Origin of the sequence: Arthrobacter sp. StoSoilA2 (genome assembly GCF_019977195.1) — a bacterium.
Classification (GTDB): domain Bacteria; phylum Actinomycetota; class Actinomycetes; order Actinomycetales; family Micrococcaceae; genus Arthrobacter.
In genome coordinates this window covers 3,117,891-3,142,354 of sequence record NZ_AP024643.1, presented here as the reverse complement: position 1 = coordinate 3,142,354, position 24,464 = coordinate 3,117,891, and the positions used below count along the sequence as shown (strand labels likewise).

General features: G+C 62.5%; 26 protein-coding genes. 20 read left to right on the top strand and 6 right to left on the bottom strand.

The genetic code is table 11. The features are described from left to right. Positions 1–16: 16 nt before the first annotated feature. Positions 17–712 (bottom strand): endonuclease NucS, encoded by a 696-nt coding sequence (nucS, locus tag LDN82_RS14270; protein WP_216923947.1) that lies wholly within the window; start codon positions 710–712, stop codon positions 17–19. A 49-nt stretch (positions 713–761) separates the two neighbouring features. Between nucS and LDN82_RS14265 the strand changes: the two genes are divergently transcribed. Beyond that, complete coding sequence (locus LDN82_RS14265) at positions 762–1,106, top strand: ATP/GTP-binding protein (RefSeq protein WP_224090942.1); 345 nt, start codon at positions 762–764, stop codon at positions 1,104–1,106. A gap of 33 nt (positions 1,107–1,139) precedes the next feature. Next, positions 1,140–1,937, top strand: a complete 798-nt coding sequence (locus LDN82_RS14260; RefSeq protein ID WP_224164667.1) for an alpha/beta fold hydrolase — start codon at positions 1,140–1,142, stop codon at positions 1,935–1,937. A gap of 52 nt (positions 1,938–1,989) precedes the next feature. Here LDN82_RS14260 and LDN82_RS14255 read toward each other — a convergent pair whose 3' ends face one another. Further along, positions 1,990–3,282 carry an AI-2E family transporter gene (locus LDN82_RS14255; protein WP_224164666.1) on the bottom strand — a complete coding sequence of 431 codons (1,293 nt, stop codon included), beginning with the start codon at positions 3,280–3,282 and terminating at the stop codon, positions 1,990–1,992. Between the two features lie 240 nt (positions 3,283–3,522). On the opposite strand from LDN82_RS14255, the gene LDN82_RS14250 reads away from it, so the two are divergent. From LDN82_RS14250 to LDN82_RS14215, 8 genes are all read left to right on the top strand, one after another. After that, on the top strand, positions 3,523–5,289 hold the full coding sequence (locus LDN82_RS14250) for a hypothetical protein (protein WP_224164664.1): 1,767 nt from the start codon (positions 3,523–3,525) through the stop codon (positions 5,287–5,289). 38 nt (positions 5,290–5,327) lie between these two features. After that, entirely contained in the window at positions 5,328–6,329 is a 1,002-nt protein-coding gene (locus tag LDN82_RS14245; protein WP_224164662.1) for a tetratricopeptide repeat protein, read from the top strand. After that, positions 6,329–7,429 (top strand): NADH:flavin oxidoreductase/NADH oxidase, encoded by a 1,101-nt coding sequence (locus LDN82_RS14240; protein WP_224164660.1) that lies wholly within the window; start codon positions 6,329–6,331, stop codon positions 7,427–7,429. Before LDN82_RS14245 ends, LDN82_RS14240 begins: the two co-directional genes overlap by 1 nt. A gap of 41 nt (positions 7,430–7,470) precedes the next feature. Further along, positions 7,471–8,340: an ABC transporter ATP-binding protein gene (locus tag LDN82_RS14235; RefSeq protein WP_224164658.1), complete on the top strand. Its 870-nt coding sequence runs from the start codon at positions 7,471–7,473 to the stop codon at positions 8,338–8,340. Further along, positions 8,322–9,893 carry a transporter gene (locus LDN82_RS14230; protein WP_224164656.1) on the top strand — a complete coding sequence of 524 codons (1,572 nt, stop codon included), beginning with the start codon at positions 8,322–8,324 and terminating at the stop codon, positions 9,891–9,893. Before LDN82_RS14235 ends, LDN82_RS14230 begins: the two co-directional genes overlap by 19 nt. A gap of 86 nt (positions 9,894–9,979) precedes the next feature. Further along, positions 9,980–10,762, top strand: a complete 783-nt coding sequence (gene nagB, locus LDN82_RS14225; protein WP_216923939.1) for a glucosamine-6-phosphate deaminase — start codon at positions 9,980–9,982, stop codon at positions 10,760–10,762. Between the two features lie 8 nt (positions 10,763–10,770). Then, a complete protein-coding gene (locus LDN82_RS14220; protein ID WP_216923938.1) occupies positions 10,771–11,106 on the top strand; it encodes a DUF3039 domain-containing protein in 336 nt (111 codons plus the stop codon). 112 nt (positions 11,107–11,218) lie between these two features. Then, positions 11,219–12,994 carry a DEAD/DEAH box helicase gene (locus tag LDN82_RS14215; RefSeq protein ID WP_224090930.1) on the top strand — a complete coding sequence of 592 codons (1,776 nt, stop codon included), beginning with the start codon at positions 11,219–11,221 and terminating at the stop codon, positions 12,992–12,994. A 30-nt stretch (positions 12,995–13,024) separates the two neighbouring features. On the opposite strand, the gene LDN82_RS14210 is transcribed toward LDN82_RS14215, so the two are convergent. Both LDN82_RS14210 and LDN82_RS14205 read right to left on the bottom strand, forming a co-directional pair. Beyond that, the gene (locus LDN82_RS14210; RefSeq protein ID WP_224090928.1) at positions 13,025–13,657 is read right to left on the bottom strand and encodes an isochorismatase family protein; all 633 of its coding nucleotides are present in this window, start codon (positions 13,655–13,657) and stop codon (positions 13,025–13,027) included. After that, entirely contained in the window at positions 13,657–14,985 is a 1,329-nt protein-coding gene (locus LDN82_RS14205) for a nicotinate phosphoribosyltransferase (protein WP_224090926.1), read from the bottom strand. Before LDN82_RS14205 ends, LDN82_RS14210 begins: the two co-directional genes overlap by 1 nt. 37 nt (positions 14,986–15,022) lie before the next feature. Here LDN82_RS14205 and clpS point away from each other — a divergent pair, with 37 nt between their 5' ends. From clpS to rdgB, 6 genes are all read left to right on the top strand, one after another. Continuing rightward, positions 15,023–15,385 carry an ATP-dependent Clp protease adapter ClpS gene (gene clpS, locus LDN82_RS14200; protein ID WP_224164654.1) on the top strand — a complete coding sequence of 121 codons (363 nt, stop codon included), beginning with the start codon at positions 15,023–15,025 and terminating at the stop codon, positions 15,383–15,385. Beyond that, positions 15,378–15,944 carry a DUF2017 domain-containing protein gene (locus LDN82_RS14195; protein WP_224090922.1) on the top strand — a complete coding sequence of 189 codons (567 nt, stop codon included), beginning with the start codon at positions 15,378–15,380 and terminating at the stop codon, positions 15,942–15,944. Before clpS ends, LDN82_RS14195 begins: the two co-directional genes overlap by 8 nt. 64 nt (positions 15,945–16,008) lie before the next feature. After that, complete coding sequence (murI, locus tag LDN82_RS14190) at positions 16,009–17,142, top strand: glutamate racemase (protein ID WP_224164652.1); 1,134 nt, start codon at positions 16,009–16,011, stop codon at positions 17,140–17,142. Then, the gene (locus LDN82_RS14185; RefSeq protein WP_224164650.1) at positions 17,139–17,936 is read left to right on the top strand and encodes an MBL fold metallo-hydrolase; all 798 of its coding nucleotides are present in this window, start codon (positions 17,139–17,141) and stop codon (positions 17,934–17,936) included. Before murI ends, LDN82_RS14185 begins: the two co-directional genes overlap by 4 nt. Before the next feature lie 78 nt (positions 17,937–18,014). Continuing rightward, on the top strand, positions 18,015–18,773 hold the full coding sequence (gene rph, locus LDN82_RS14180) for a ribonuclease PH (RefSeq protein WP_254186194.1): 759 nt from the start codon (positions 18,015–18,017) through the stop codon (positions 18,771–18,773). Then, entirely contained in the window at positions 18,770–19,432 is a 663-nt protein-coding gene (gene rdgB / locus LDN82_RS14175) for an RdgB/HAM1 family non-canonical purine NTP pyrophosphatase (RefSeq protein WP_224164649.1), read from the top strand. Before rph ends, rdgB begins: the two co-directional genes overlap by 4 nt. A gap of 119 nt (positions 19,433–19,551) precedes the next feature. Here the strand turns inward: rdgB and LDN82_RS14170 are convergent, their stop codons facing one another. After that, positions 19,552–20,316, bottom strand: coding sequence for a VTT domain-containing protein (locus LDN82_RS14170; RefSeq protein WP_224090919.1), 765 nt, complete (start codon positions 20,314–20,316; stop codon positions 19,552–19,554). Between the two features lie 130 nt (positions 20,317–20,446). Here LDN82_RS14170 and LDN82_RS14165 point away from each other — a divergent pair, with 130 nt between their 5' ends. Continuing rightward, a complete protein-coding gene (locus LDN82_RS14165) occupies positions 20,447–21,463 on the top strand; it encodes an exonuclease domain-containing protein (RefSeq protein WP_224090915.1) in 1,017 nt (338 codons plus the stop codon). Between the two features lie 24 nt (positions 21,464–21,487). On the opposite strand, the gene LDN82_RS14160 is transcribed toward LDN82_RS14165, so the two are convergent. Beyond that, positions 21,488–22,558 (bottom strand): ADP-ribosylglycohydrolase family protein, encoded by a 1,071-nt coding sequence (locus LDN82_RS14160; RefSeq protein ID WP_224164648.1) that lies wholly within the window; start codon positions 22,556–22,558, stop codon positions 21,488–21,490. Positions 22,559–22,668: 110 nt separating this feature from the next. Between LDN82_RS14160 and LDN82_RS14155 the strand changes: the two genes are divergently transcribed. The 3 genes from LDN82_RS14155 (at position 22,669) to LDN82_RS14145 (ending at position 24,456) form a co-directional block, all read left to right on the top strand. Continuing rightward, positions 22,669–23,025, top strand: coding sequence for a DUF202 domain-containing protein (locus LDN82_RS14155; RefSeq protein ID WP_309929050.1), 357 nt, complete (start codon positions 22,669–22,671; stop codon positions 23,023–23,025). Between the two features lie 53 nt (positions 23,026–23,078). Continuing rightward, complete coding sequence (locus LDN82_RS14150; protein ID WP_224091073.1) at positions 23,079–23,423, top strand: DUF202 domain-containing protein; 345 nt, start codon at positions 23,079–23,081, stop codon at positions 23,421–23,423. Positions 23,424–23,532: 109 nt separating this feature from the next. Continuing rightward, complete coding sequence (locus LDN82_RS14145) at positions 23,533–24,456, top strand: aquaporin (RefSeq protein WP_224164647.1); 924 nt, start codon at positions 23,533–23,535, stop codon at positions 24,454–24,456. The last annotated feature ends 8 nt before the right edge of the window (positions 24,457–24,464 follow it).

Below are 24,464 nucleotides of genomic sequence, written 5' to 3'. Positions count from 1 at the left end.
GTCTGCGGCACACTCGCTAGAAGAGGCGGGATTCGCTGTCGTCCACACCGCGCATGGCGTCATAGTCCAGCGTTATGCAGTCGATTCCGCGGTCGTTGGCCAGGACTTTGGCCTGGGGCTTGATCTGCTGGGCTGCAAAAATCCCACGGACGGGCGCCAGCAGTGGATCCCGGTTCAACAGCTCCAGGTATCGGGTAAGCTGCTCGACGCCGTCGATGTCGCCGCGCCGCTTCAGCTCAATCGCCACCGTTGCGCCGGTCGCGTCCCGGGCAAGGATGTCTACGGGTCCGATCGCCGTGAAGTATTCCCGCCGGATGAGTGAGTAACCGGTTCCGAGCGTTTCGATCTGTTCTGCCAGGAGGCGCTGCAGGTCAGCTTCCACGCCGTCCTTGATCAGTCCGGGATCGACACCCAGATCATGTGAGGTGTCATGCAGTTGCTCGTAGATGTTGATGATGAGCCGGTCATCGGTCTTGGCCGACTGCACGGTCCACTGCTCAACGACGCCCTCTTCCACTTCGGTTTCCTCGGGGGAAGTTACGCGCAGCGTGGCCGGTGGGCTCATCCAGTTCAACGGCTTGTACGAGCCGCCGTCGGAGTGCACCAGCACCGAGCCGTCGGCCTTGACCAGCAGGAGCCTGGTGGCGAGTGGGAGGTGGGCCTTGAGACGGCCAACATAATCAACAGAACAACGGGCTATGACGAGTCGCACCCGCCTTACCTTACCCGGTGGCGGCCGGTCGCTGGGGCAGAATGGAATCATGCCCCGTTCCAACCGCCCTCGTCGCAACGCCGCCAGCACACGTTCGAACAAACCTGCCGGCAAGTGGGCAGACGAGGCCCCGGAACTGGACCTGGAACGGGCAAGGGCGGGGATTGCGCGCAGGGAAAGCGCCCCCGATGGCGACTGGATGGTCCGCACCATGACGGCGCGGAAGGCGGAGAAGCAGTACATCTGCCCGGGCTGCTCGACAGCCATCCTCCCCGGTATCGCTCATTTGGTGGTGTGGTCTGACAACCACCTTTTTGGCGAAGCCGCCGGGTTGGCCGAGCGCAGGCATTGGCACACCAACTGCTGGACGTCACGAACCTACCGGTACCGCTGACCAGGTCCCGCCGATTCCCTTAGGCTTGGGAGCATGACTTTCGACCCCGCTTCGTTCGTTTTCACTGCGCAGGATGCTCCCTCGGCGATCCGGGCCTCCACCGTCCTTCCCGCACGTCGGGAGAACGTGGAATTTACCACCGACGACGGAAAACTCTTGCTGGGGGAGCTGGCCGTGCCGGAGTCGGGGGAAATCACCGCAACGTTGATCACCCTTCATCCGCTGCCGACCCATGGCGGCTTCATGGACTCGCATGTCTACCGCAAGGCTTCCTACCGGCTTCCGGCGCTGGCAGGGGTGGCGGTCCTGAGGTTCAATACCCGTGGCACACACTCGCCGCGCGGTACCAGCCAGGGGCAGTTTGAAGAGGGCATCGGTGAGCGTTACGACGTCGAAGCCGCCGTCCGTTTCGCCGTTGAGCGTGGCCTGCCGAACCGGTGGTTGGTGGGTTGGTCGTTCGGGACGGAACTGGCACTGATGTACGGCGCAGTGGAACCTGTGGCGTCACAGATCGAGGGCGCGGTCCTCCTGTCTCCGCCACTCCACCGGGCAACGGACGTCCACCTCAAGGAGTGGGCAGCCTCGGGAAAGCCGCTGACCGTGTTGGTTCCGGAACACGACGATTACCTTCGACCCGCGGAGGCAGCCCAGCGCTTCAGCCTGATACCGCAGGCGCGGCTGGTGGGCGTCGACGGTGCCAAGCACCTGTGGGTGGGGGAGAAGTACGCAGCGCGCGTCCTGGACGAAATCGTCGACGACGTCACTCCGGCAGGTGCCGGTGTGAACGGTCTGCCACGTGAGTGGGCGGGCCCGGTCGCCAACGCGGGATGAACGGGCCAACGCGGGATGATTAGGCCAACGCGGGACGACTGGACGGGGAAAATCAGTGCCTGTCCTGGCGCATGATGAAGACTTCCTTGATCAGCAGCATGATGGCCGCCGCTGTCGGAATGGCAATCAACGCACCCAGGACACCCAGCAGGCTTCCGCCGGCGATGACTGAGATCACGGCGACGGCACCCGGAACGGCCACTGCCCGCTGCATGATGCGCGGCGAGATGAAGTAGGCCTCGAACTGCAGGTAGGCAAAGTAGGCGATCGCATAGATAACGGCCGTTTGCCATCCGGCTGTCAGCGCCACGAGGATAACCACAACTGCGGCGATCATGCCGCCAACCAGCGGGATGAAGGCCAACAGCGCCACCACGAAGGCAAGCAGGACGCTGAAGGGAATGCCGAGGATGCTCATGACGATGAAGGCAAAGAATGCGTTCAGCAGGGCAACGCAGGCCTGGCCAATCACGTAGTTGCCCACTGAATCGGTAATCGCTTCCGAAAGTGCCTCGACACGGGGGCGGCGCGACCTCGGCGCCAGGCGGTAGGCCCATTTCTTCATGGATGGCAGGGCAGCCAGGAAGTACAGGCTAAGCACCAGGACAATCAGCGTGCCGAACAATCCGTTGGCCACAGTGGAACCGAAGCCCACCACGCCGCCGAAGATGCCACCCATGGCTTCGGGATCCTTAACGAACTTATCCAATTCGGTAGTGATGCGGTCGCGAATGCCGAACTGGCTGTCCACGGTCCGGAAGAAATCAGAGTCGAGGAAGCCCCGTATCCACTCGGGCGCTTGCCGGACGATCTCGGAAACCTGTTCCACGATGGTGGGAATCAACGTTGCGAAGAACCCGGCAACCGCAAGGACCAGGACGGAGACAGATATCAGGATGCCGCCAGGGCGCGGCACCTTTCGGGTCTCAAGCCATCGGACTACCGGATCCAGCCCGAGGGCGATGAAGAGCGCGGCAACGATCCATAGGATCAGCTGGGTGGTATTGCTCGCGATGTAAAAGACCAGCAGGGCCACGCCGACCCCCGCGGTGCCCATGAAGCCCACATATAACGGGTGCTGGGAGGACATGCGGGGACCGGGAGCGCCGAAGTCATTTTCTTCGTCGGCCTTGATGCCTTCCGCTGCAACAACGGCCTCGTCCTCGGGAGGCATCTCGAACCTGACCCGGGTGCGGGCTCCCGGGATGGGTTGCCTCAGCTTGCGGGCTATCGCGGCCAGGCGTCCGGTGCGGACCGGAACAGTAGCGGAGGTCCCATCCGCGGGGGCATCCACCACAGTTGACCCTGACTCATCGATGGGACGGGGCTCCAAGTGGTCTTTCACGCGGTTCTGCTGCCTTTTCTACGTTGTTTGCACTTTTTGTCTACGTTATTAGCCAAATGCGGTGGTGACGCTGCGATTTCAGGCGCTGGTCGCCTGGATATCATGATCATCGCCACACTATCAGGAGCCCGGAATCCGGCCTTGGCGGCGCCATTGCAGGGAACCAGGCGTCCCCGGCGGGATGGGCCGATCTGACTCTTTGATAACAAAACGGTTACCCTTGAAGTTCAACGACCGCTGATGATAGGTGATCCTGTGCGTTTGAAGACTGCAGCCTTGCTGGTGCTGCTGGGCCTGCTGACGATGCTGGCCGGCATTGGCCAGCTAACCTTCTGGGCCCCCGCCGAGACCGTGACGGCCTCGGTTCCCAGTGACACAAAAGCTGCCCCGCTGACCGTGATCGACCAAAAGTTGATCGCCCTCCATGACGGGCCGGTGAAGATCAAGATCCAGGGTGAAGGCAACTTCATCGTTGCCACGGGCCGCCCGGACGACGTCGAAGCCTGGGTGGGCAAAACTGCCCACAACACTCTGACGGGAGTCTCCCAGGACCAGAAGTCCCTTGAGGTTGCCTCCACTGACGGGGAAGCAACTGCTCCCTCTCCTGTAGGTTCGGATCTGTGGGTTAACACAGAAGACGCCAGCGGAGAACTGGACTACACTTGGAATCCTCCTGCTGGAGGCGGGTGGTCCCTCCTGGTAGCCAGCGACGGAACCAAGCCTGCGCCGTCGTCAATCTCGATGACTTTCCCCAACAACGCAACCACGCCTTGGGCCGTGCCGCTCATCGTGCTTGGCATTATCATCATGCTTGCCGGAGTAGCCCTCCCGTTCGTTTCCAAGGCCATCAGCAACCGCCGCAAGGGCGATGAGCACCGTAAGGGTGATGACTTCGGTGGACCGCGTGGTGGCGGGGAAACCACCACCCTGCCCGTCCAGGCGCCGCCCGGCAAGGCTGACGGTCGCCGCGGCGCTGGAGCAGAAGGCTCAAGCCTGCGCGTTACTGCCGTTGCCGCTGCACTCGCAACCGCGCTTGTGGGAAGTTCGGCGATCGCTGCCCAGGCAACGTCCACGCCCAAGCCCACCAACTCTTCTTCCGCTTCGACGGAAGGGGACGCGGCACCTGTAATGCTCGAATCCCAACTGCAGCGCATCCTGGAGCAGGTTGCCAGCACTGTGGACGCAGCGGATGCCGCCAAGGATGCGGCCAAGCTCGCGCCGCGCGTGGACAAGATGGAACTCCAGGTCCGCACCCAGAACTACAAGATCCGCTCCACGGTGTCTGCTTACGAGCCCCGGATGCCGGTTCGTGCCACCAAGCTCCAGAGCAGCGTCATCAGTACCAAGCGCGACTGGCCGCGTACGGTCTTTGCCCTGACCCAGGGTGAGGGCAACGTCGTGCCCCAGGTCCTGACGTTGGTCCAGCTCTCACCGCGGGAAAACTACAAGCTCTGGGGCAGCGCTCCGTTGCAGCCGGGCACCAACTTCCCGTCGTTCCCCGTTCCCCGTGACGGAACCGCTCCTGCAGCAGCTGATGACAAGACCGGACTGGCTTACAGCGGCAACGAAGCCTTGGGAATCCTTGGCGAGATGCTGACAACTCCTGACTCGCCCAACAGGAGCAAGCTCGCTGATGGTCAGTCCTCGCCGTACATCGCCGGTGCCCTTGCCTACCAGGCGGACACCGTGAAGAACGGAACCAGTGCCAACTTCAAGTTCTCCCATACACCGGTGAACAACCAGACCGTGGTGCTGCGCACGGCAGATGGCGGCGCCCTGGTGGTCGGGCGCCTGGACTTCGCTTTTGAAGGAACACCGAAGGCGGCCGGGGACAAACTGATTCTCGAGGACGACTCCGCTGTTTTCGCCGGCGGCAAGGAAACCACCACAGGGATGGTCCTGAACTTCGCCGAATCGGTGGCCGTTTACATTCCGCCGGCAGGTTCTGCTGATCCCATGAAGCTCGTAGCCGCTACCCGCGGACTCGTGGGAGCCAGCTTCAAGTAGGACATGCCCATGGCAAGGCAGCGGCTAGAGTGGACGGTATGAGTTCGCCCGGATACCGACCCACTCCAGCCGCTGCCAGCCAGCTGAACCTGCGCGGCGCCGTCGACCTCTCGTCGTTGCGCCGGCCCGCCGCCCCGCCCCAGTCGCCGCCTGCAGGCGCGCCAACCGATTCCGCCGGCCCGGAATCGGGGGCACCCAGCGGAGCCGAATCGGGACGTGCACCCCTTCGCGTAGACGCTACCGAAACCAATTTCCAGGATCTGGTGCAGTTGTCCGCCCAGATACCTGTCCTCTTCCTTCTCTGGTCGCGCTATGCCGCCGAATCTCCGGCTGTCCTGGACGCAGCCCAGCGCGTCGTCGAAAGCTATGGCGGACGCTTGGTTCTTGCTGCCGCTGACGTTGATGCGTTCCCTCAACTCGCACACGCCTTCCAGGTCCAGGCAGTGCCCACGGCTGTTGCCGTCGTCAAAGGGCAGCCCGTGCCGTTGTTCCAGGGTCCTGCCGATGACGAGCAGATCCGCAGCCTCGTTGATGAACTGCTCAAGGTTGCAGCCGCCAACGGCGTGACGGGAAGCATCGGTGATGCTGCGCCAGAGGGCGAAGCGGAAGCAGCACCGCTGCCTCCCCTCCATCAAGCAGCCATCGATGCAATCGAGGCCGGAGACTACGCCGGCGCGGCGGCTGCCTATAAGCAAGCACTGTTGGAAATGCCCGCCGACGCAGACGCCAAGGCAGGCTTGGCGCAGGTGGAGCTGATGGCCCGGCTTGAGAAGATCTCAGCTGCCGAAGCTGAAAACCTCCGGGAACTGGCAGCACAGGAGCCCGACAATGTGCAGGCCCAGCTGGGCGTGGCCGACCTCGACATCTCCGGCGGGCACATCGAGGATGGATTCAACCGCATCATTGCATTCATCGGCCGGAATTTCGGTCCCGAGCGCGAGACCGCCCGTCTACGCCTGCTTGAACTTTTCGAAGTAGTGGGCACGTCGGATGAGCGGGTGGCCAAAGCCCGTCAAGGACTTGCGAGGGTTCTGTTCTAGTGCCCTCGGCGCTGTTTACGCCCCTGCAGCTGCGTTCGCTCGACATTGCGCATCGTGGGTGGGTTTCACCTATGTGCCAGTACAGTTGCACCCCGGAAACTGGCGAAGGCATACCCAACGACTGGCACTTGATGCACCTGGGATCCTTTGCGGCCGGTGGTGCTGCGTTGATCCTGAGTGAAGCTGCTGCGGTGAATGCCTCAGGCCGGATCAGCCCCAGGGACGCTGGACTGTACTCAGATGAGCAGGCAGCCGGCTGGGAGCGGATTGTCCACTTCGTTCACCAGCACGGCGCCGTCGACTGCAAGATCGGCGCCCAGCTCGCGCACGCCGGGCGTAAGGCGTCGACGTACTGGCCGTTTTCAGACCGGACCGGTTCCGTTCCAGCTTCCGACGGCGGCTGGGTCACTTTTGGTCCTACCCAACAGCCCTACGACGGTTATGCGGCGCCGGAAGCCATGAGCGAAGAAGACATCCATGGAGTTATTGCCGACTTTGCAGCTGCGGCCGCCCGGGCTGTGGCCGTAGGTTTTGACACCGTGGAAATCCATGGCGCACACGGGTATCTGCTTCACCAGTTCCAAAGCCCCCTTATCAACACCCGTACTGACAAGTGGGGTGGCACTGAGAATGGTCGGAACCGGTTGATGCTCGCGGTCGTAGACGCCGTGAGAGAGGTCATTCCGGATTCCATGCCATTGTTGTTGCGGATTTCCGCAACTGATTGGGCGGAAGGGGGAGTGGATGTCGATGCCTCCGTCCGCCTTGCCAAGGCCGCGTCCGAACGCGGTGTCGACCTCGTGGACGTCTCCAGTGGCGGGGCGGTCGCCCATCAACAAATCCGGCCCGCTCCCGGTTACCAGGCTGGATTCGCCGAACAGGTAAAACGCGACGCCGGTATACCCACCGGCGCAGTGGGCCTGCTCACAAGTGCCACCCAGGCCGAGGATATCGTGGCAAACGGGCGTGCCGATGCGGTCTTCATGGCGCGGGCAGCGTTGCGCGATCCGCACTGGTGGCTCAGGGCCGCTTATGAGCTCGGACACGAAATTTCCTGGGTTCCGCAGTACCGCAGAGCCATACCCCGCCACGGCTTCTAGCACGTCCCGACACCACTGTAAGCCGGGGCTAGGCTGGAGCCATGACGGAACCGCGCCATGAACCACTCTCCCAGCCATCCCAGCTTCGCCGGCCTGCACCCCAGGATTCCGCGGTTGAAGAAGCCGGACTGTCAGCAGACCCGCACAGGGACCTGCCGGTATCGGCTCTGTCCATCCGCGGCCTGGCCAAGCGGTTCGGTGGAAAGATCGCTGTCGATGGCCTGAGCCTGGAGGTTCCAGTGGGTTCCTTCTATGGAATGGTGGGTCCGAACGGTGCCGGCAAGACCACCACATTGTCTATGGCCACTGGGCTGCTGCGGCCGGACTTTGGCACGGCGTTGGTCCATGGTGTGGACGTTTGGGCCCGGCCCCTGGAGGCCAAGAAGCTCATGGGTGTGTTGCCCGATGGTGTCCGTTTGTTTGACCGGCTGACCGGGGAACAGCTGGTCACCTACGCGGGCCTGCTCCGTGGCATGGACCGGGACGTGGTTCGTCCCCGGGTGACCGAACTGTTGGCGGCCTTGGACCTTGAAGCCGATGCCGGATCCTTGGTGGTTGATTACTCGGCAGGTATGACCAAGAAGATTGCGTTGGCTTCGGCGCTGATCCATGCTCCGCGGCTGCTCGTATTGGACGAGCCCTTTGAATCGGTGGATCCGGTATCGGCGGCAAACATCAGGGGCATCCTTGAGAGCTACGTGTCTTCCGGAGGTACGGTCATCGTCTCCAGCCACGTCATGGACCTCGTGCAGCGCATGTGCAGCCATGTGGCAGTTGTGGCATCAGGACGTGTCCTCGCGGCGGGGTCCGTGGATGAAGTCCGGAACGGTTCCACGCTGGAGGAACGTTTTGTGCAGTTGGTAGGCGGCGGGCACCGGACGGAGGGACTGGAGTGGTTGCGCACCTTCTAAGCCTTAAATGGCGGTTGCTCCTGAACGGCTTCAAGCGCAGCCCCGCGCAGCTCATCGGAATGGGCATCGGGCTGTTGTATGCGCTGGGAATCGTGGTCCTGTTGATTGCAGCCTTGATTGCCCTGCGTTGGGCGGACCCTGAAATCGCCCGGACCGTGGTGGTCTTGGGCGGTGCTGCGGCAATGCTGGGCTGGGCAGTGGTTCCCCTTCTAGCATCCGCAGCCGACATGACGCTGGATCCCGCGCGGTTCACCACATCTGCGATCCCACCCCGCCAGCTTCTCACCGGCCTTGCTTTGGCGGGTTTCATCGGGATTCCGGGCCTTGCCACAGCCCTTGTCGCGCTGGCCACTGTTGGCACGTGGTGGCGGAGTTTTCCATCCGTGGCGGGTGCGTTGCTGGGCGCGATTTTGGGAGCCTTGACCTGCGTGGTGTTGTCCAAAGTGGTGACGACTGCGACTGCCGGCCTGGCATCGTCCCGCCGTTTCAAGGACGTCAGCAGCATCGTCTTTTTCATCCCGCTCATGCTGATGGGTCCCATCATCGTGGGTATCGTCGACGGAGTTCGCGGCACGGCGGATTATCTCCCTGGGCTTGCCCGTACAGTCTCTTGGACCCCTCTTGGCGCGGCCTGGTCCCTGGGCGGTGACCTCGAGGCTGGCGACGTTGCTTCCGCCGGACTGAAGCTTTTCATTGCTGCTGCAACCCTGTTCGGATTGCTGCTGTGCTGGCACCTGCTGCTGCAACACGCTTTGGTGACGCCGCCGTACGCTGGAGGTTCCGCCAAGAAGGGCGGCAAGCGTGGGCTGTTCGATGTACTGCCAGGTACACCGGCTGGCGCGGTTGCTGCCCGCGCCTTGATTTATTGGATGAAAGACCCTCGATACGCGGGCTCGCTGGTTGTCGTTCCACTGTTTCCGGTGATTTTCTTCTTCAGCGGGAGCCAAAGCGGTGATTACGGAATGCTCATGCTCCTTGGGCCGCTGACGGCGTTTGTCATGGCGTGGTCCATCTGCGCTGATGTTTCCTATGACAACACCGCTTTTGCCCTTCACCTGGCAGCAGGTGTCAGGGGTGTGGATGACCGCCTGGGCCGTGCCATTGTGTGCTTGACCATTGCCCTGCCTCTTGTGCTTCTCTTTTCCATAGGTCCGTTCTTCTTCGCCGGTTCGTGGGCGTGGGCTCCGAACGTGGTGGGACTGTCGCTGGGCACGTTGTTGACCGGCTTGGGTTTATCCTCGGTGATCTCAGCGCGATACAACATTGCTGTGCCCTTGCCCGGTGACAGCCCGTTCAAGAAGCCACCTGGCAACGTTGCCCAGACGCTGGCCGTGCAGATGATAGGCATGGGTGTCCTGGTTCTTTTGCTCCTGCCGCAGCTTGCACTGGTGGGGGCCCAACTGTTTACCGGCAGCGTCGTCCCCGGCTGGATTAACCTTGGGGTGGGTCCACTTTTGGGCATTGGCCTGTTCATTGTCGGAGTGCGCCTGGGCGGTAAATGGTTGGATGCACGGGGCCCGGAGATGTTCGCCCAGGTCAGTGTGAACCGCTGACGCCGTAACAACCATGGCCAGCTCATGGGACATGGGATAACCTCGAGTCAATACCGCGCAATTCCTACACAAGAAAGGCAGTGACGATGGAAGTTGTCATTCTCCCTGGCACCAAACAGATTGGCGCACTGGCGGCAGATGCCATCGAAGCCCTTGTGCGCCGCAAGCCGAACGCGGTCCTGGGTTTGGCCACGGGCTCCTCTCCGCTGCCGATCTACGACGAATTGGCCCGGCGCTACGAAGCCGGGAGCGTGGACTTCAGTGAGGCACATGGATTCGCGCTTGATGAGTACGTTGGACTTGAAGCAGGTCATCCTGAGTCGTACCGCGAGGTGATCCGGCGCGAGTTCACCAACCGGGTAAACATCAAGCCTGAGAATGTGCATGGCCCCGATGGTGCCGCCGAGGACCTGGAAGCAGCCTGCCAGGCATACGAGGATGCCATTAAGGATGCCGGCGGCGTGGACCTCCAGATCCTGGGCGTCGGCACGGACGGCCACATCGGATTCAATGAGCCAGGTTCATCACTGGCGTCCCGCACCCGGATCAAAACGCTGATCGAGCAGACCCGCAAGGACAACGCACGCTTTTTCAACAGCATCGACGACGTCCCGCACCATGTGGTCACCCAGGGGTTGGGCACCATCATGGATGCCCGCCACGTCATCCTGGTGGCTACGGGTGCGCAAAAAGCCCAGGCAGTGCGGGATTTCGTCGAAGGTCCGGTAGCCGCAATTTGCGCTGCATCCGTCCTTCAGATGCATCCCCACGCCACAATATTGGTGGACGAGGCCGCGGCGTCGTCGCTGAAGCTGGCCGATTACTACCGCCACACCTATGACAACAAGCCGGAGTGGCAGGGTCTGTAGACGGTAAGATGGATGCCATGACTACGCTTCCTCCGGATCCATTCGAAAACGACCCCATGCGCGAGCTTTCCGGAGCCGGAACGTCCACATCCACCATTGAGCGCGAGGAAACGCGCCAGGAAGTGGAGCCCGGCGACCGCGAGCGGTTCGCGCACTATGTCCGCAAGGAAAAGATCATGGAGTCGGCCATGACCGGCGAGCCCGTCATTGCCCTCTGCGGCAAAGTCTGGACGCCGGGACGCGATCCCCAGAAGTTCCCGGTCTGCCCGGAGTGCAAGGAGATCTATGAGGGCCTCCGTCCCGGCAATGACGGTGGAGACAGCGGCCCGGGCAACTCCAAGTAGTGGGTAGGGAGAGAACACAGGCCCCTTCCCGTAGTGACCGCAATGCGGTCCGTTGCCGCGTGCCCGGAGAACCGGGGCTAATTTTCGCTGCCATCAGGCCGGGGGAGTCCGCATGACAGAAACATTATTTGGTGGTCCATCCCTGCCTCCGGCGTACCCGGAACGCGCCGCATGGGGTACAGCGCCCAAGCTGCGTGCCTGGCAGCAGGAAGCCCTGGACCTCTACATGGCCAGGCATCCAAAGGATTTCCTGGCCGTGGCTACGCCTGGCGCCGGTAAGACTACCTTCGCCTTGCGCATTGCCACCACGCTGCTGGATAGCGGCGTAGTTAACAGGATCACCATCGTGGCTCCCACGGATCACCTGAAGCGGCAGTGGGCTGACGCCGCTGCCCGGGTGGGCGTCGCCATTGACCCCAACTTCAAGAATTCCGATGGCCAGCATGGCCGTGGATTCGTTGGCGTCGCTGTGACGTATGCCCAGGTGGCGAGCAAGCCGATGCTGCACCGTGCCAAGACAGAAGCCGCCCGGACGCTGGTCATCCTGGACGAAATCCACCACGGTGGAGAGGCCCTGTCCTGGGGAGACGGCTTGCGCGAGGCCTTTGATCCAGCGGCAAGGCGCCTTTCACTGACCGGTACGCCGTTCCGTTCCGATACCTCACCCATCCCGTTCGTGGAATACGCCGAGGACCGCGACGGCATTCGCCGCTCCAAAGCCGATTACACGTATGGCTACGGCAATGCCCTCCGGGACCACGTGGTGCGTCCCGTGCTTTTCATGGCCTACTCGGGCCAGATGCGCTGGCGGACCAGTGCGGGTGACGAAATGGCCGCCTCCCTTGGGGAAGCGGCTGTCACCAAGGACATCACGTCACAGGCCTGGCGGACGGCGTTGAACCCGACCGGCGAATGGATTCCGGCTGTCCTTGCCGCCGCGGATAAACGCCTTGGCGAAGTTCGCCGGACGGTCCCGGACGCCGGTGGGCTGGTTATCGCCACGGACCACGACGACGCCCGCGCCTACGCAGGGCAGCTTAAGAAGATCACCGGGCAGTCGCCCACGGTAATTCTCTCTGACGACTCCAAGGCTTCCAGCAAGATCGAGGAATTCTCCGCGGGAGACAAGCGGTGGATGGTCGCCGTCCGAATGGTGTCCGAAGGCGTGGACGTTCCCCGCCTCTCGGTGGGCGTCTACGCCACGTCCACCTCGACGCCGCTGTTTTTTGCCCAGGCCGTAGGCCGTTTCGTGCGTGCCCGCAAAAGGGGCGAGACGGCGTCGGTCTTCCTGCCCTCGGTACCACCCCTGATGGTGCTGGCCAACACCATGGAGGCCGAGCGCGACCACGCCCTTGACCGCCCGGAAAAGGATGAGGACGGACTCTTCAGCCCTGAAGAGAACCTCATGGCCGAGGCCAACCGCGAGGACAAGGCCTCGGACGAGCTCACCAAGGGCAAGTTCGAAGCCCTGGACTCGCAGGCTTCCTTTGACCGCGTCCTTTTCGACGGCGGTGAATTCGGTACGGGAGCGGACATCGGCTCCGATGAGGAGTTGGACTTCCTCGGCATTCCGGGGCTTCTCGACGCCGAGCAGGTAGGGACGTTGCTGCGTCAGCGGCAGCACGAACAGCAATCGCGCAAAAAGCGCCAGTCGCCTTTGGCTGCCGCAGCTTCTCCGGCCGTACCCGATCACCGCATGCTTATGGACTTGCGCAACGAACTGGCCAAGAACGTAGCCGCTTGGTCCGCCCGGACAGGTACACCGCACGGAGTAGTTCACACGAAACTGCGCGAACTATGCGGTGGACCTGCTGTAGCCCAGGCGAACGAGGAACAACTTCAGGCGCGGTTGCGTAAGTTGCAGGATTGGTTCATCGGGCGAAAGTAGCCGGACCTAGCGGCGTTAAGCCCGGCTGCGTTAAACCTGGCTGCGTTCAACCTCGACGCCGGCGGCTTCCATTTCGTCGAAGGTTTCGGTGAGGTCCCCGGCGATTCCCGCTGTCAGGTCCGCAATGACCGTAGTGGCATATCCGGCCTGTACGGCGTCAAGGGCCGTTGCCTTGACGCAGTAGTCCGTGGCGATGCCTACGACCACCACCTCTTCGACGTCGTGGCTTTGCAGCCAGTCATCGAGGCCGATGGCATCTTCATCCAGGACCTCGGAGACGACGGACCCGGCCTTGAGATCCCCGGAAGGGACGTCGTCTTCCGGGGCAAGGACGCCTTCAAAGCCGGAGTAGGCCGCTGTGTACTGTCCTTTACGGAAGTAAGCCTGGATGTATTCCGGGTCCAGGTCCTCGTGGAGTTCAGCTCCTTTGGTCCGGGCCCGGCAGTGCGGCGGCCAGGAATCCACCATGTCCGGCTCATCGGAGAAATGGCTGCCCGGTTCGATGTGCCAATCCTGGGTGGCCACGATGTGGTCAAAATGCTGCTGGTTCGCATCCACGTACTCGGTGATGGCGCCGGCAACTGCGGCGCCTCCTTCGACGGCGAGGCTACCGCCTTCGCAGAAGTCGTTCTGGACATCGACGATGATCAGGGCCCTGGACATCAGTTCTCCTCGTAGATGGTGGGGATGGCGGCCTCGCCGCGCTGAAGGCGGTTCACTACGGCAGGCAATTCGGCCATGCTGGCGGCGTGCCGTTCTTTGGCGCGGATCACGCCTTCGGGGCCTGTCCAGCCGGGCAGGAGTTCGCCATTCTTAATGAACTGGTGCAACAATGAACGGTCGTTTCCGTCATCTTCCGGCCGGCGACCTATTCCAACGATCTCCTGCGTGGCCCTACCGTGTTCGTTGAGTTTGCGCAGGGCGTACTTGCGTCCACCTACGCTGGCCTTGTTCTTGGCCGCTTTCGCAACGGAGATGAACTCGCCGGCGTCGTTTGTCCTGCTCACCAGTTTGTACACCATGCTGGCGGTGGGAGCGCCGGAGCCCGTGACCAAGGACGTGCCAACCCCGTAGGAGTCCACGGGGGCGGACTGGAGGGCGGCTATGGCGAATTCGTCCAGGTCCGAGGTAACTACTATCCGGGTGTTTACGTTTCCAAGGTCATCCAACAGTTGCCGGACCCACTGCGCCTGGGCAATCAGGTCGCCCGAGTCCAAGCGGACGGCGCCCAGTTTGTCCCCGGCCAGTTCGACGGCGGTGCGCACCGCTGTTTCGACGTCGTACGTGTCTACCAGCAGCGAGGTTCCCGGGCCGAATGCGGCGATCTGTGCTTCGAAGGCCTCGCGTTCGGTGTCGTGGAGGAGCGTGAAGGAGTGCGCCGCGGTGCCAACGGTTTTGATGCCGTAGCGTCGTCCGGCCTCAAGGTTGGAGGTGCTGGCGAAGCCGGCGATTACTGCAGCGCGGGCAGCCGCCGTCGCGGATTCTTCCTGGGTGCGCCGGGAACCCATTTCGATGCATGGCCGGCTGCCGGCCGCTGACGTCATCCTTGATGCGGCAGAGGCGATGGCGCTGTCGTGGTTCAGGACGGAGAGGATGTAGGTTTCCAGGATGCAGGCTTCGGCGAACGTGGACTCAACGATGAGGATGGGGGAGTTGGGGAAGTAGGCGTCGCCTTCCGCGTAGCCCCAGATGTCTCCAGTGAATTTGTAGTTGGCCAGGTAGTCCAGTGTCTCCTGGTTGACCACCTTGTTCCGCTCAAGGAATGCGAGCTCGGCTTCACCGAAGCTGAAGTCGGCAATTCCTTCCAGGAGGCGGCCGGTTCCCCCTACCACGCCGTAACGGCGGCCGTCGGGCAGGCGCCGGGCGAACGCTTCAAACACTGAGCGGCGATGGGCAGCCCCCGAGTGCAGGGCGGCCTGGAGCATCGTCAACTCGTAGTGGTCGGTGTACAAGGAAGTGGCGGGATGGTCCCAAGACGTGGCTCTACTCACGAATTCACTCTAGTGCGAGCCGCCATAGAATGGACAGATGACCCCTAGCGTTGCATTTGGCACGGACATTGATGAGCGGACGGAAGTGGTAGAGCAGACGTCCACCGATGTCCTGACTGCCCCGGACATCCCTTGGAATTTGGTGATCTGGAATGATCCCGTCAACCTCATGAGTTACGTCAGCTATGTGTTCCAGAGTTACTTCGGCTACTCCGAGTCCAAAGCACACAAGCTCATGATGGAAGTCCACAGGAAGGGCCGCTCCATCGTGGCGCATGGCAGCAAGGAACAGGTTGAGCAGCACGCAGTAGCCATGCACGGCTTTGGACTGTGGGCCACCGTGGAGAAAGCGGCAAGCGGAAACGAAGCACCCGGGAAGGGCGGCCGCCAGCGTGGCTAAGGCATTCAAATACGGACTCAAGGGAATCACCGGCTACCTTGAGCCTGCCGAACGGGATCTACTACGCGGGCTGCTGGACGACGTCATCTCGATGCTGGAGTCCGATGCCCGGGAGAACGAGGACCCGCTGGCCGCCTTGATCGGCTTGGACATGGACGTGAAGCAACCGAGCGATCGCGCCTTGCTGCGGCTTTTGCCGAATGTCATGAAGGACGACGACGGCGGCTCGCTTGAGTTCCGCCAATTGACCGAACGCTCCGTGCGGGAAAACAAGATTGGCGCGTTGAAGGCCACAGCGATGGGCCTGGACAAGGATGATCTTGTCCTGACCCTGGAGGACGCAACGCGCTGGTCCATGGCCTTGAATGATGTTCGCCTGGTTTTGGCCGAACGCCTGGACATCCGCGATGAGGCGGACGCCGAGCATATCCACAGCATGCAGGACTGGAGCCAGGCGGAGGACGTGGAGAGTTACCTGGCGTTGGTCTACAACTTCACCACCTGGCTCCAGGAATCGCTGGTGCAATCGATGATGTCGGCCAGGCAGGCAAAATCCTGATCCGGGAGGTCGTCACCGGGCCTGCCTATGTGACATACCAGACACGAGGCGGAGGCCACAGGTAATGGCCGCAACACAGGGGAAGCCTTATTCTCGAATAATCATGACTTCAGCATCTGGCAGTTCAACGGGCGACAGTTCAAAGGGCGACGATTCAACAGGCGCCGGATCATTAGACGCCACAGGGGTCGCGGTTGCTGCCTCGCCCGGTGACCTGGTGGTCCCCAATGAGCTCATGGGGTCCCGTCCGATTGGTGTCTTTGATTCCGGCGTGGGTGGGTTGACGGTAGCCCGCTCCATCATCGATCAACTCCCCAACGAATCGATCCTGTACGTGGGGGACACCGCCAATGGACCCTATGGGCCCCTGCCCATCGCCGAGGTCCGGGCCAACGCACTGGGTGTGATGGACGAGCTCGTGGATTCGGGTGTGAAGCTGCTGACCATTGCCTGCAACTCTGCTTCGGCCGCAGTTCTCCGGGATGCGCGTGAACGCTATACCGCGCGATATGGGATCCCTGTTATTGAGGTCATCCAACCCGCTGTGCGTAGAGCGGTCGCGGCCACCCGTTCCGGCAGGATCGGCGTCATTGGGACCTCCGCCACCGTGGGCTCGCGCGCCTATGAGGACACGTTCGCGGCAGCCCCCGATCTTGCCATTACCTCTGTGGCTTGTCCGGCCTTCGTGAGCTTCGTTGAAGCCGGCGTCACCACGGGAGCTGACCTTCTGGCAGCGGCGAATGAGTATCTGGAGCCGCTGAAACACGCTGGTGTAGACACCGTGGTGCTTGGATGCACGCACTACCCCCTCTTGACCGGGGTGATCTCTTTCGTCATGGGCGAGAACGTGACCCTGGTGTCCAGTGCGGAGGAAACTGCAAAGGACGTCTACCGCGCTTTGACCACCCACGGTATCCAGCGAACCGATGCAAGTGCCCCCAGCCATGAGTTCATTGCAACGGGGGATGCTGTCCAATTTGAAACGTTGGCCCGCCGTTTCCTCGGCCCCGAGGTCTTGTCCGTGAAACACGTCGACCACGTGGCTGCGCAATACCCCACCGGAAGCCTGGCCCGCATCACGCCGGAAATGCTGGAAGCGGCCAGGAGCGGCGGGGGACTGTCGCGTCGCTCCTACTTCGTGCAACCGGAAAGGGGACCCAGCCCCGGTTCCAGCGCAACCTTGGGACGTGGCCTGTGAAACTGACCATCGTGGGCTGTACTGGTTCATTTCCGGGTCCCGGCTCGCCGGCGTCGTGCTATCTGGTGACTGCGCATGACGGTGAGCGGGAATGGAAGATCGTCATGGACCTTGGGAGCGGAGCGTTGGGCGCCATCCAGCGTTACACGGATCTTGAGGACATCGACGCCATATTCCTCACGCACCTGCACCCGGACCATTGCATGGACTTGTGTGGCCTCCACGTAGCGGTCCGGTGGAAGCCCGGCGGTTGGGGGCGGGACCGGATTCCCGTGTGGGGGCCGGCAGCAACTGCGGACAGGATGGCAACTGCCTATGGGCTGGACCTGGATCCCGGCATGCATGAGGAGTTCGACTTTACCAATTGGGCCGAACAGAAGCCCGTTACTGTTGGTCCTTTCACAGTGACGCCTTACGGCGTCAACCATCCCGTGGAAGAGGCATATGCATTGCGTGTGACGGCAACGGAACCAGGCAAGGACGGAACGCCCGTAACCCGCGTACTGACATATTCGGGGGACACCGATTCGTGCCAGGGGCTGGAAGAGGCGGCCAGTGGCGCTGATTTGTTCCTGTGCGAGGCCGCGTTCGAGGAAGGCCGCGATGACGGCATCAAGGATGTCCACCTAACGGGTAAGCGTGCCGGGGAGGCCGCCATGAACGCCGGCGCCAAGCGCCTGCTTCTGACCCACATTCCGGTGTGGACTTCGCAGACCAAGGTAATGTCCGAGGCCAAGCCGGTGTTTGCCGGGGACGTTGCTGTTGCCGTTGCCGGGGTCCACTACACGATCTAAGCCCCTCCGGATGGTGCCCTGTACGCCTGGCCGGCTGGGCGGCGTCGGGCGGTGTCCCATCGTCGCTAAGCTTGAAGCATGACTTCTGAAGCTACAGCCACACCCGTTATCCGCGCCGACGGCCGGACCCCCGATCAACTGCGTCCTATCAGCATTACCCGCGGCTGGTCCAAGCAGGCCGAGGGCTCGGCGCTCATCGAGTTCGGAAACACCCGGGTACTGTGCACGGCTTCCCTGACCGAAGGCGTTCCACGCTGGCTTAAGGGCGAGGGCCGCGGCTGGGTTACCGCCGAATACGCCATGTTGCCCCGGGCAACGAACACCCGATCCGACCGCGAGTCCGTGAAGGGCAAGATCGGCGGACGCACGCACGAGATCTCCCGCCTCATTGGCCGTTCGCTGCGCTCCATCATCGATACCAAAGCCCTGGGCGAGAACACGATCGTCCTTGACTGCGATGTCCTGCAAGCCGACGGCGGTACCCGCACCGCGGCCATCACCGGCGCCTATGTGGCGCTTGCCGAAGCGATTCGGTTTGCCCGCGAAAACAAGCTCATCGCCCGTAATGCCGAGCCGCTGGTGGACACGATTGCTGCCGTTTCCGTGGGCATCATCGATGGCGTGCCGATGCTGGACCTGCCGTACGTCGAGGATGTCCGGGCCGAAACGGACATGAACGTGGTGGTCACTGGATCCGGCAAGTTCGTGGAGGTCCAGGGAACGGCCGAGGGCGCTCCGTTCGACCGCGATGAGCTCAACGCCCTGTTGGACCTCGCCCTGATCGGCACGGGCCAGCTTGCGGCTATCCAGCGCGAGACGCTGGCGGAAGCTCCGTGAGCGGCGACTCCGCCTCCGGTGCTCCGCAGCTGGTTCTGGCAACGCACAACCAGGGCAAGTTAAAGGAACTCCGGGAGCTGCTTCGCGGCCAGGTTCCAGGGCTCGACGTCGATACCCAAGTGGTGGACGCAGCTGCCGTTGGTGCACCGGACGTTGCGGAAACCGGGGTCACCTTTGCTGAGAACTCACTCCTGAAGGCGCGTGCCGTGGCTGAGGCAACGGGTTTGGTGGCCATCGCGGATGACTCGGGGCTTGCCGTTGATGTCCTGGGCGGAGCGCCAGGCATTTTCTCCGCCCGGTGGTCGGGAAAGCACGGGGACGACGCAGCGAACCTGCGCTTGCTGCTCGCGCAGCTCTCCGATGTGCCGGACACCTTCCGCGGGGCAGCTTTTGTGTGCGCGGCCGCCCTGGCAGTGCCCGGAGCAGATGGAATTACGTACGAAACCGTTGAGTACGGGCAGCTCGAAGGCACGCTGCTGCGCGAGCCACGTGGTGAGGGTGGGTTCGGGTATGACCCCGTGCTCCAGCCCGCAGGGATGGACCGCAGCTGTGCGGAGCTGACATCCGAGGAAAAGAACGCCATCAGCCATCGAGGCCAGGCTTTCCGGGCTTTGCTCCCCGCGATCGTTGCAGCGCTCTCGGGTGTTCATTCCAGCTAACAATTCCAACCAACACTGGAAACCGGCTTTTTGGAAGTCCAGGTTTAGCCATACAGGAGAAGGCACCCCGCTTTTGCGTCGGTGCCTTCTCCTGAATGGCTAAAAAAGTGCGGTGGGGCCTACTTCTCGCGGTGCTTTCCGCCTTCGTGCTCCTCGATGAATTCCTCCACGGGGTTGCTGCCTTCCGCGGCAGCTTTGCGCTTGGCGACGACGCCGCGGCTTACCTCGATGATGATGGGAATAACCGAGATCAGGACAATGACGATGAAGATGATGTCCAGGTTGCTGCTGACCCACGGAACCCGGTCGCCCAAAAGGTACCCAAGCAAGGTCACACCGCCGCCCCAGAGGGCGGCGCCAATGACGTTGAAGAGGAAGAACTTGCGTTTGTCCATCTGGGCCACGCCGACGATCACCGGAACAAAGGTACGGATGATGGGGACGAACCGGGCCAGAATCAGGGCTTTGCCGCCGTGCTTCTCAAAGAAAGCGTGGGCGCTTTCGACGTTTTCCTTCTTGAAAAGCCTGGAGTCGGGGCGGTTGAAGATTGCAGGACCGGCCTTTGAACCAATGAGGTAGCCGGTCTGGTTGCCAATGATCGCGGAAACGATGATGAGGGCGGCCAAGGCCCAGATATTGAACTTGATGGTATCTGTGGCTACAAGGAGGCCAGCGGTGAACAGCATGGAATCGCCGGGCAGGAAGAAGCCCACCAGCAGGCCGGTTTCGGCGAAGACAATGCCGCATACCAGCAGTACTACCCACGGGGCCAAGGCTGGATCAGCCAGGAAGACCTGGGGGTTAAGCCAGTCCGGCAGGAACGAGGCCATGGGTGGACGCACCGGTCCCGCGCCCCCGAAAGTGGATACGGCTAAGTCGTTCATCGCAGTAAAGATCACCTATCAAGCCTACTGGACGGCCGTCGTCGTAACCCTCACCACAATGCGGCCCGGAAACGCCGCCCCGCCGCGGAAACCGGCAAGAACGCACCCTTTCGGCCTGTAACCTTGTCCAGTGGCATTGGACTTTACGGCGATCGACTTTGAAACAGCCAACGGCTTCAGGGGGTCGCCGTGTTCGGTCGGCCTCAGCAAAGTCCGCGGCGGTGTGGTGGTGGAGGAAGCCTCCTGGCTCATGCGCCCGCCGGAGAACCATGACCACTTCGAGTTTCACAACACCCGCATCCACGGCATCCGTGCCGAAGACGTTGCCGGCCGTCCCAGGTTCGGGGACCTCTTCCCCGAAATCGGTGCCTTCATCGGCAACGACGTCCTTGCAGCACACAACGCAGCCTTTGATCTGGGCGTTATCCGATCCGGCTTGGAGGTCTCCGGACTTGCAGGCCCGGCCTACGAGTACGTTTGCACCGTGATGCTGTCCCGCCGCTGCTACTCGTTGGTGTCCAACTCGCTGCCGTACGCAGCGGAGGAAGCCGGAGTACCCCTGGTCAACCACCACGATGCCGCCGAGGACGCACGCGCCTGCGCAGGAATCCTGGTGGACATCGCCCGCCGTAACAACGCCAACAGCATCGCGGAACTCTATCTTTCGCTGGGCCTCACGTTGCCCAGGCAACCTGCCTTCGATCCCATGAATGGCCTCTCCAAGCCCACCCTTGCCGCGCTCGCGGGCAGGAAGGCAAATAGTCCCGCGGAGCAAACCCTGGACGGCGCCCTGAACGGTCCCGGACGTGCATGGTCCGCATGGCCCGAGGAAGGCCCTAATCCGTTGCCGAACCCCGCAGCCGAACCGGGACATCCGCTGTTCGGCCAGACGGTGGTCTTCACCGGCGACCTCATCATGACCCGTCCCGAGGCCAAGTCCCGGGCAGCAGAGATGGGTGCACGCCCCGAAAGCAGGGTGACCGCACGCACCACCGTGCTTGTGGTGGGCGACGGGTTCGTGGCCGGGGACCTGCGTGCCGGGCGGCTGACGGGCAAGGCCAAGCGGGTCTTGGAACTCCACGCGAAAGGCCAGCAGATCGAGGTGGTCTCGGAGGGCGAGTTCCTGCAAATGGTGGGCGGAAACTAACGCCCGCGTCCGGTGGGAAGCTAATCAGCCTGTGGTGACGGCGAGCAGCCGGTCCGCCATGCCACGAATGACCTCTGTGCCTTCCAATGCCCCGAGCCATTCGGCAGGAAGGCAAGCTTCGCCGTAGTAGGCGCCCAAAATGTTTCCGGCGATGGAACCGGTGGAATCGCTGTCGCCACTGTGGTTGATGGCCACCGCGATGGCTTGGCGGAAGTGCTCAGTGGGCTCGCTGGCTTGCGTGGAGAGAACCGCATAAAGCCCGACGGCGAGTGCCTCCTCGGCGACCCAGCCCTCACCCAGCGCTGTGACCAGCTTTTCAGGACTGAGGGGAGCGGGCTCCGAGGACAACCTCAAAGCCGCTTCCAATCGCCCGGGCAGTTCGGGCGCTTTGGTGGGCACGCCGTTGACGTAGTCCAAGGCGCCAATAGCTGCGGTGCGAACGTCACTGCCCGCCACAATATTCTGGATCATCAAGCTGAAGGCAGCCGCGCTCAACCGCGCTGACGGGTGTCCGTGCGTCAACGATGCAGCATCTGAACTGAGTTTGTACACGGCTTCACGGGAGATATGGGGCACGAGTCCAAAGGGTGCTGAACGCATGACTGTGCCACATCCCTTGGAATCGGGGTTAACCGGCCTGGCCACGGTGCCCATTTCTCCTGAAGCCAATCCGCTGAGGCAGGTGTTTCCCGGGGCCCGACGACGCCGGAGTACTTCCTGGCCGTCTATCCACCGGGGTTGCGGAACCGGGGCAGAAGGGGAAACGGCAACGTCCTGGGTTGCCAGCCAGCGAAGGTAGGCCAGCCAAAGGCAGGCGATCTCATCTGCCGCCACCCCATCATTGGCCCATTCGAGGGCGTCGACCAGGCCGTCCACGGTGTACAGCGTCATCTGCGTGTCGTCCGAAAACTCGCCCATGGCGTCGAGCTGGTCAAACGACGTGAGCCCGGCGGAACCGTAACGGGCACGAATGGCATCAAGGCGGTCGAACTCCACTGCGTAGCCAAGGGAATCACCCAGGGCCCCTCCCAGCAGTGTCCCGTGGACGCGGGATTCAAACGACGGGGTGGCGGGGGAGGACGCTTCAAAACTCATGCCATCAACTTACCGCGCCCTGCTGTATCCGATGGGGTAAGCAGTTGATGTGGACGGCCGCTGATATGGTTGGGAGGCTGCCCAGCACTAGGAAAATTTGGAGAGATGACGTGCGTGAACCGGCTTGGCGACGGACAGGCAAGACACCTGACTACAGGTTCTCCTTGGCGAACGAACGGACCTTCCTTGCGTGGATCCGCACGTCGTTGGCGTTGCTCGCCGGGGCCATTGCCATCGATCAACTGGCTCCCAACATTGCCCCCCAGCCAGTCAGGATCGTCCTCTGTGTGCTCCTGTCCCTGATCGGCGCCGGCCTGGCCGCACTGTCATACCGCAGGTGGGGGCAAATGGAAGCTGCGATGCGCAACGATGAAGCCTTGCCGTTCTCCTGGGTCATGCTGCTCATGACGATCGTGGTGGCCGTGGCGGCATTCGCTTTCGCCGTGTTGATTTTGGTGGCGCGATGACCGGGTTTGCGCGATGACGAGGTTTGTAGGATGACGAGGCCTGCACGTTGAGCATGGACCTCCGTGATCCCGGTCTACAGCCGGAACGGACCACGCTGGCCTGGCGGCGAACCCTCATTTCGCTGGTGGTGGTGGATCTTTTCATCTGGCGCAGTTGGCTTACCTCCGAGCCCTCAACGGGCCATCTCATTCCGGGCCTTCCCGGGCTGGATTACCAAGGTATCTGCGCCCTCATGGCTGCTGCCGCCACCGTTGTGCTGGCTTCTGTGGTGTGGGTCCGATCACGCCAGCTTCATGCTGGAACCGAGGCAGCTTCGGCACGGCTCATCTTTGTCAGCACCCTGGCCGTGATAGGGCTTGGCCTAACTGCGATCGCGGCCATTGCCTTGGGCGGCTAAGCTCGGATCGGTAGTCAGCCGGGACCCAGCAACCGTCCAGACTCAACTGGCAGGATGCTCAAGGGCTTTGCCCCGCGTCCACACCACCAACCGTAAGGAATCATTCGACATGACCTCTCCTCTGCAAGCCACGACCGACCACGAACCGGGGCTGTTCGCGCGGCTGTCCGCTGAAGCCGTCGGTTCGATGTTTGTTGTGCTCGTGGCAGTGGGCGTGTCGATCTTCTCGAATCCTTCATCAGCGCCCCTGCCCGCCGCACTTGCGACCGGCCTGACGGTGACGGTGGCCATGCTGGCCTTCGGTCATGTTTCCGGCGGTCACTTCAATCCAATAATCACTCTGGGCAACCTGATCGCCGGCCGCATCCGCGCGCTGGCAGCTGTTGCCTACCTTGCGGCGCAGATCATCGGCAGCGTGATCGGCGCAGCTCTGGCCTACGTTGTGGTTCTGACTGTTCCGGTCCTGACGGATGCGCGGGCTGCCTTCGGCTCTGTGGCGGCCGGTTATGGAGAGCATGCTGCTGCCCAAACCCAGATGGCAGGGGTCTTGATCGTTGAAGTTGTTGGCTCCGCCTTGCTGGTTGCGGTGTTCCTTGGAGCGACTGCCGGACGCCGTGCCTTTCCTGCCGTGGCCCCCTTTGCCGTAGGCCTTTGCGTCGCCGTGTTGTTGCAGTTTGGCCAGGTCCTTGGCAACCTTCCGTTTAATCCCGCACGCGCAACTGCACTGGCTTTCTTCAGCCCGTCATGGGCCGTCGAAGGATTGTGGCTCTTCTGGGTAGCCCCACTGATGGGCGCCGCGCTGGCCGGACTCGCTTTCCGTGGCTTTGGCTACGCCTCCTCCGCCACCACCCCTGAAGATGACACGGCGTCAGCGACGGCCGGAACCATCGAGGGAGAGCACCTGGACGCCGATGGCACTGACGATTTCCAGGCAGAGGCAGAGGCAGAGGCAGCGGCAGTGGAGACCGGGACCGTCCGGAAAGAAGTTGCTGCAGATGATGCGCGCGACTTCTTTGACGGCAAGAAGGGCTAGGAGACTGA

Coding starts and splice junctions, on each gene's coding strand:
- LDN82_RS14265 (WP_224090942.1), top strand. CDS start 762: ATGCCCCGTTCCAACCGCCCTCGTCGCAACGCCGCCAGCACACGTTCG.
- LDN82_RS14260 (WP_224164667.1), top strand. CDS start 1,140: ATGACTTTCGACCCCGCTTCGTTCGTTTTCACTGCGCAGGATGCTCCC.
- LDN82_RS14250 (WP_224164664.1), top strand. CDS start 3,523: ATGATAGGTGATCCTGTGCGTTTGAAGACTGCAGCCTTGCTGGTGCTG.
- LDN82_RS14245 (WP_224164662.1), top strand. CDS start 5,328: ATGAGTTCGCCCGGATACCGACCCACTCCAGCCGCTGCCAGCCAGCTG.
- LDN82_RS14235 (WP_224164658.1), top strand. CDS start 7,471: ATGACGGAACCGCGCCATGAACCACTCTCCCAGCCATCCCAGCTTCGC.
- nagB (WP_216923939.1), top strand. CDS start 9,980: ATGGAAGTTGTCATTCTCCCTGGCACCAAACAGATTGGCGCACTGGCG.
- LDN82_RS14220 (WP_216923938.1), top strand. CDS start 10,771: ATGGATGCCATGACTACGCTTCCTCCGGATCCATTCGAAAACGACCCC.
- LDN82_RS14215 (WP_224090930.1), top strand. CDS start 11,219: ATGACAGAAACATTATTTGGTGGTCCATCCCTGCCTCCGGCGTACCCG.
- LDN82_RS14210 (WP_224090928.1), bottom strand. CDS start 13,657: ATGTCCAGGGCCCTGATCATCGTCGATGTCCAGAACGACTTCTGCGAA.
- clpS (WP_224164654.1), top strand. CDS start 15,023: ATGACCCCTAGCGTTGCATTTGGCACGGACATTGATGAGCGGACGGAA.
- murI (WP_224164652.1), top strand. CDS start 16,009: ATGGCCGCAACACAGGGGAAGCCTTATTCTCGAATAATCATGACTTCA.
- rph (WP_254186194.1), top strand. CDS start 18,015: ATGACTTCTGAAGCTACAGCCACACCCGTTATCCGCGCCGACGGCCGG.
- LDN82_RS14170 (WP_224090919.1), bottom strand. CDS start 20,316: ATGAACGACTTAGCCGTATCCACTTTCGGGGGCGCGGGACCGGTGCGT.
- LDN82_RS14160 (WP_224164648.1), bottom strand. CDS start 22,558: ATGAGTTTTGAAGCGTCCTCCCCCGCCACCCCGTCGTTTGAATCCCGC.
- LDN82_RS14150 (WP_224091073.1), top strand. CDS start 23,079: ATGGACCTCCGTGATCCCGGTCTACAGCCGGAACGGACCACGCTGGCC.
- LDN82_RS14145 (WP_224164647.1), top strand. CDS start 23,533: ATGACCTCTCCTCTGCAAGCCACGACCGACCACGAACCGGGGCTGTTC.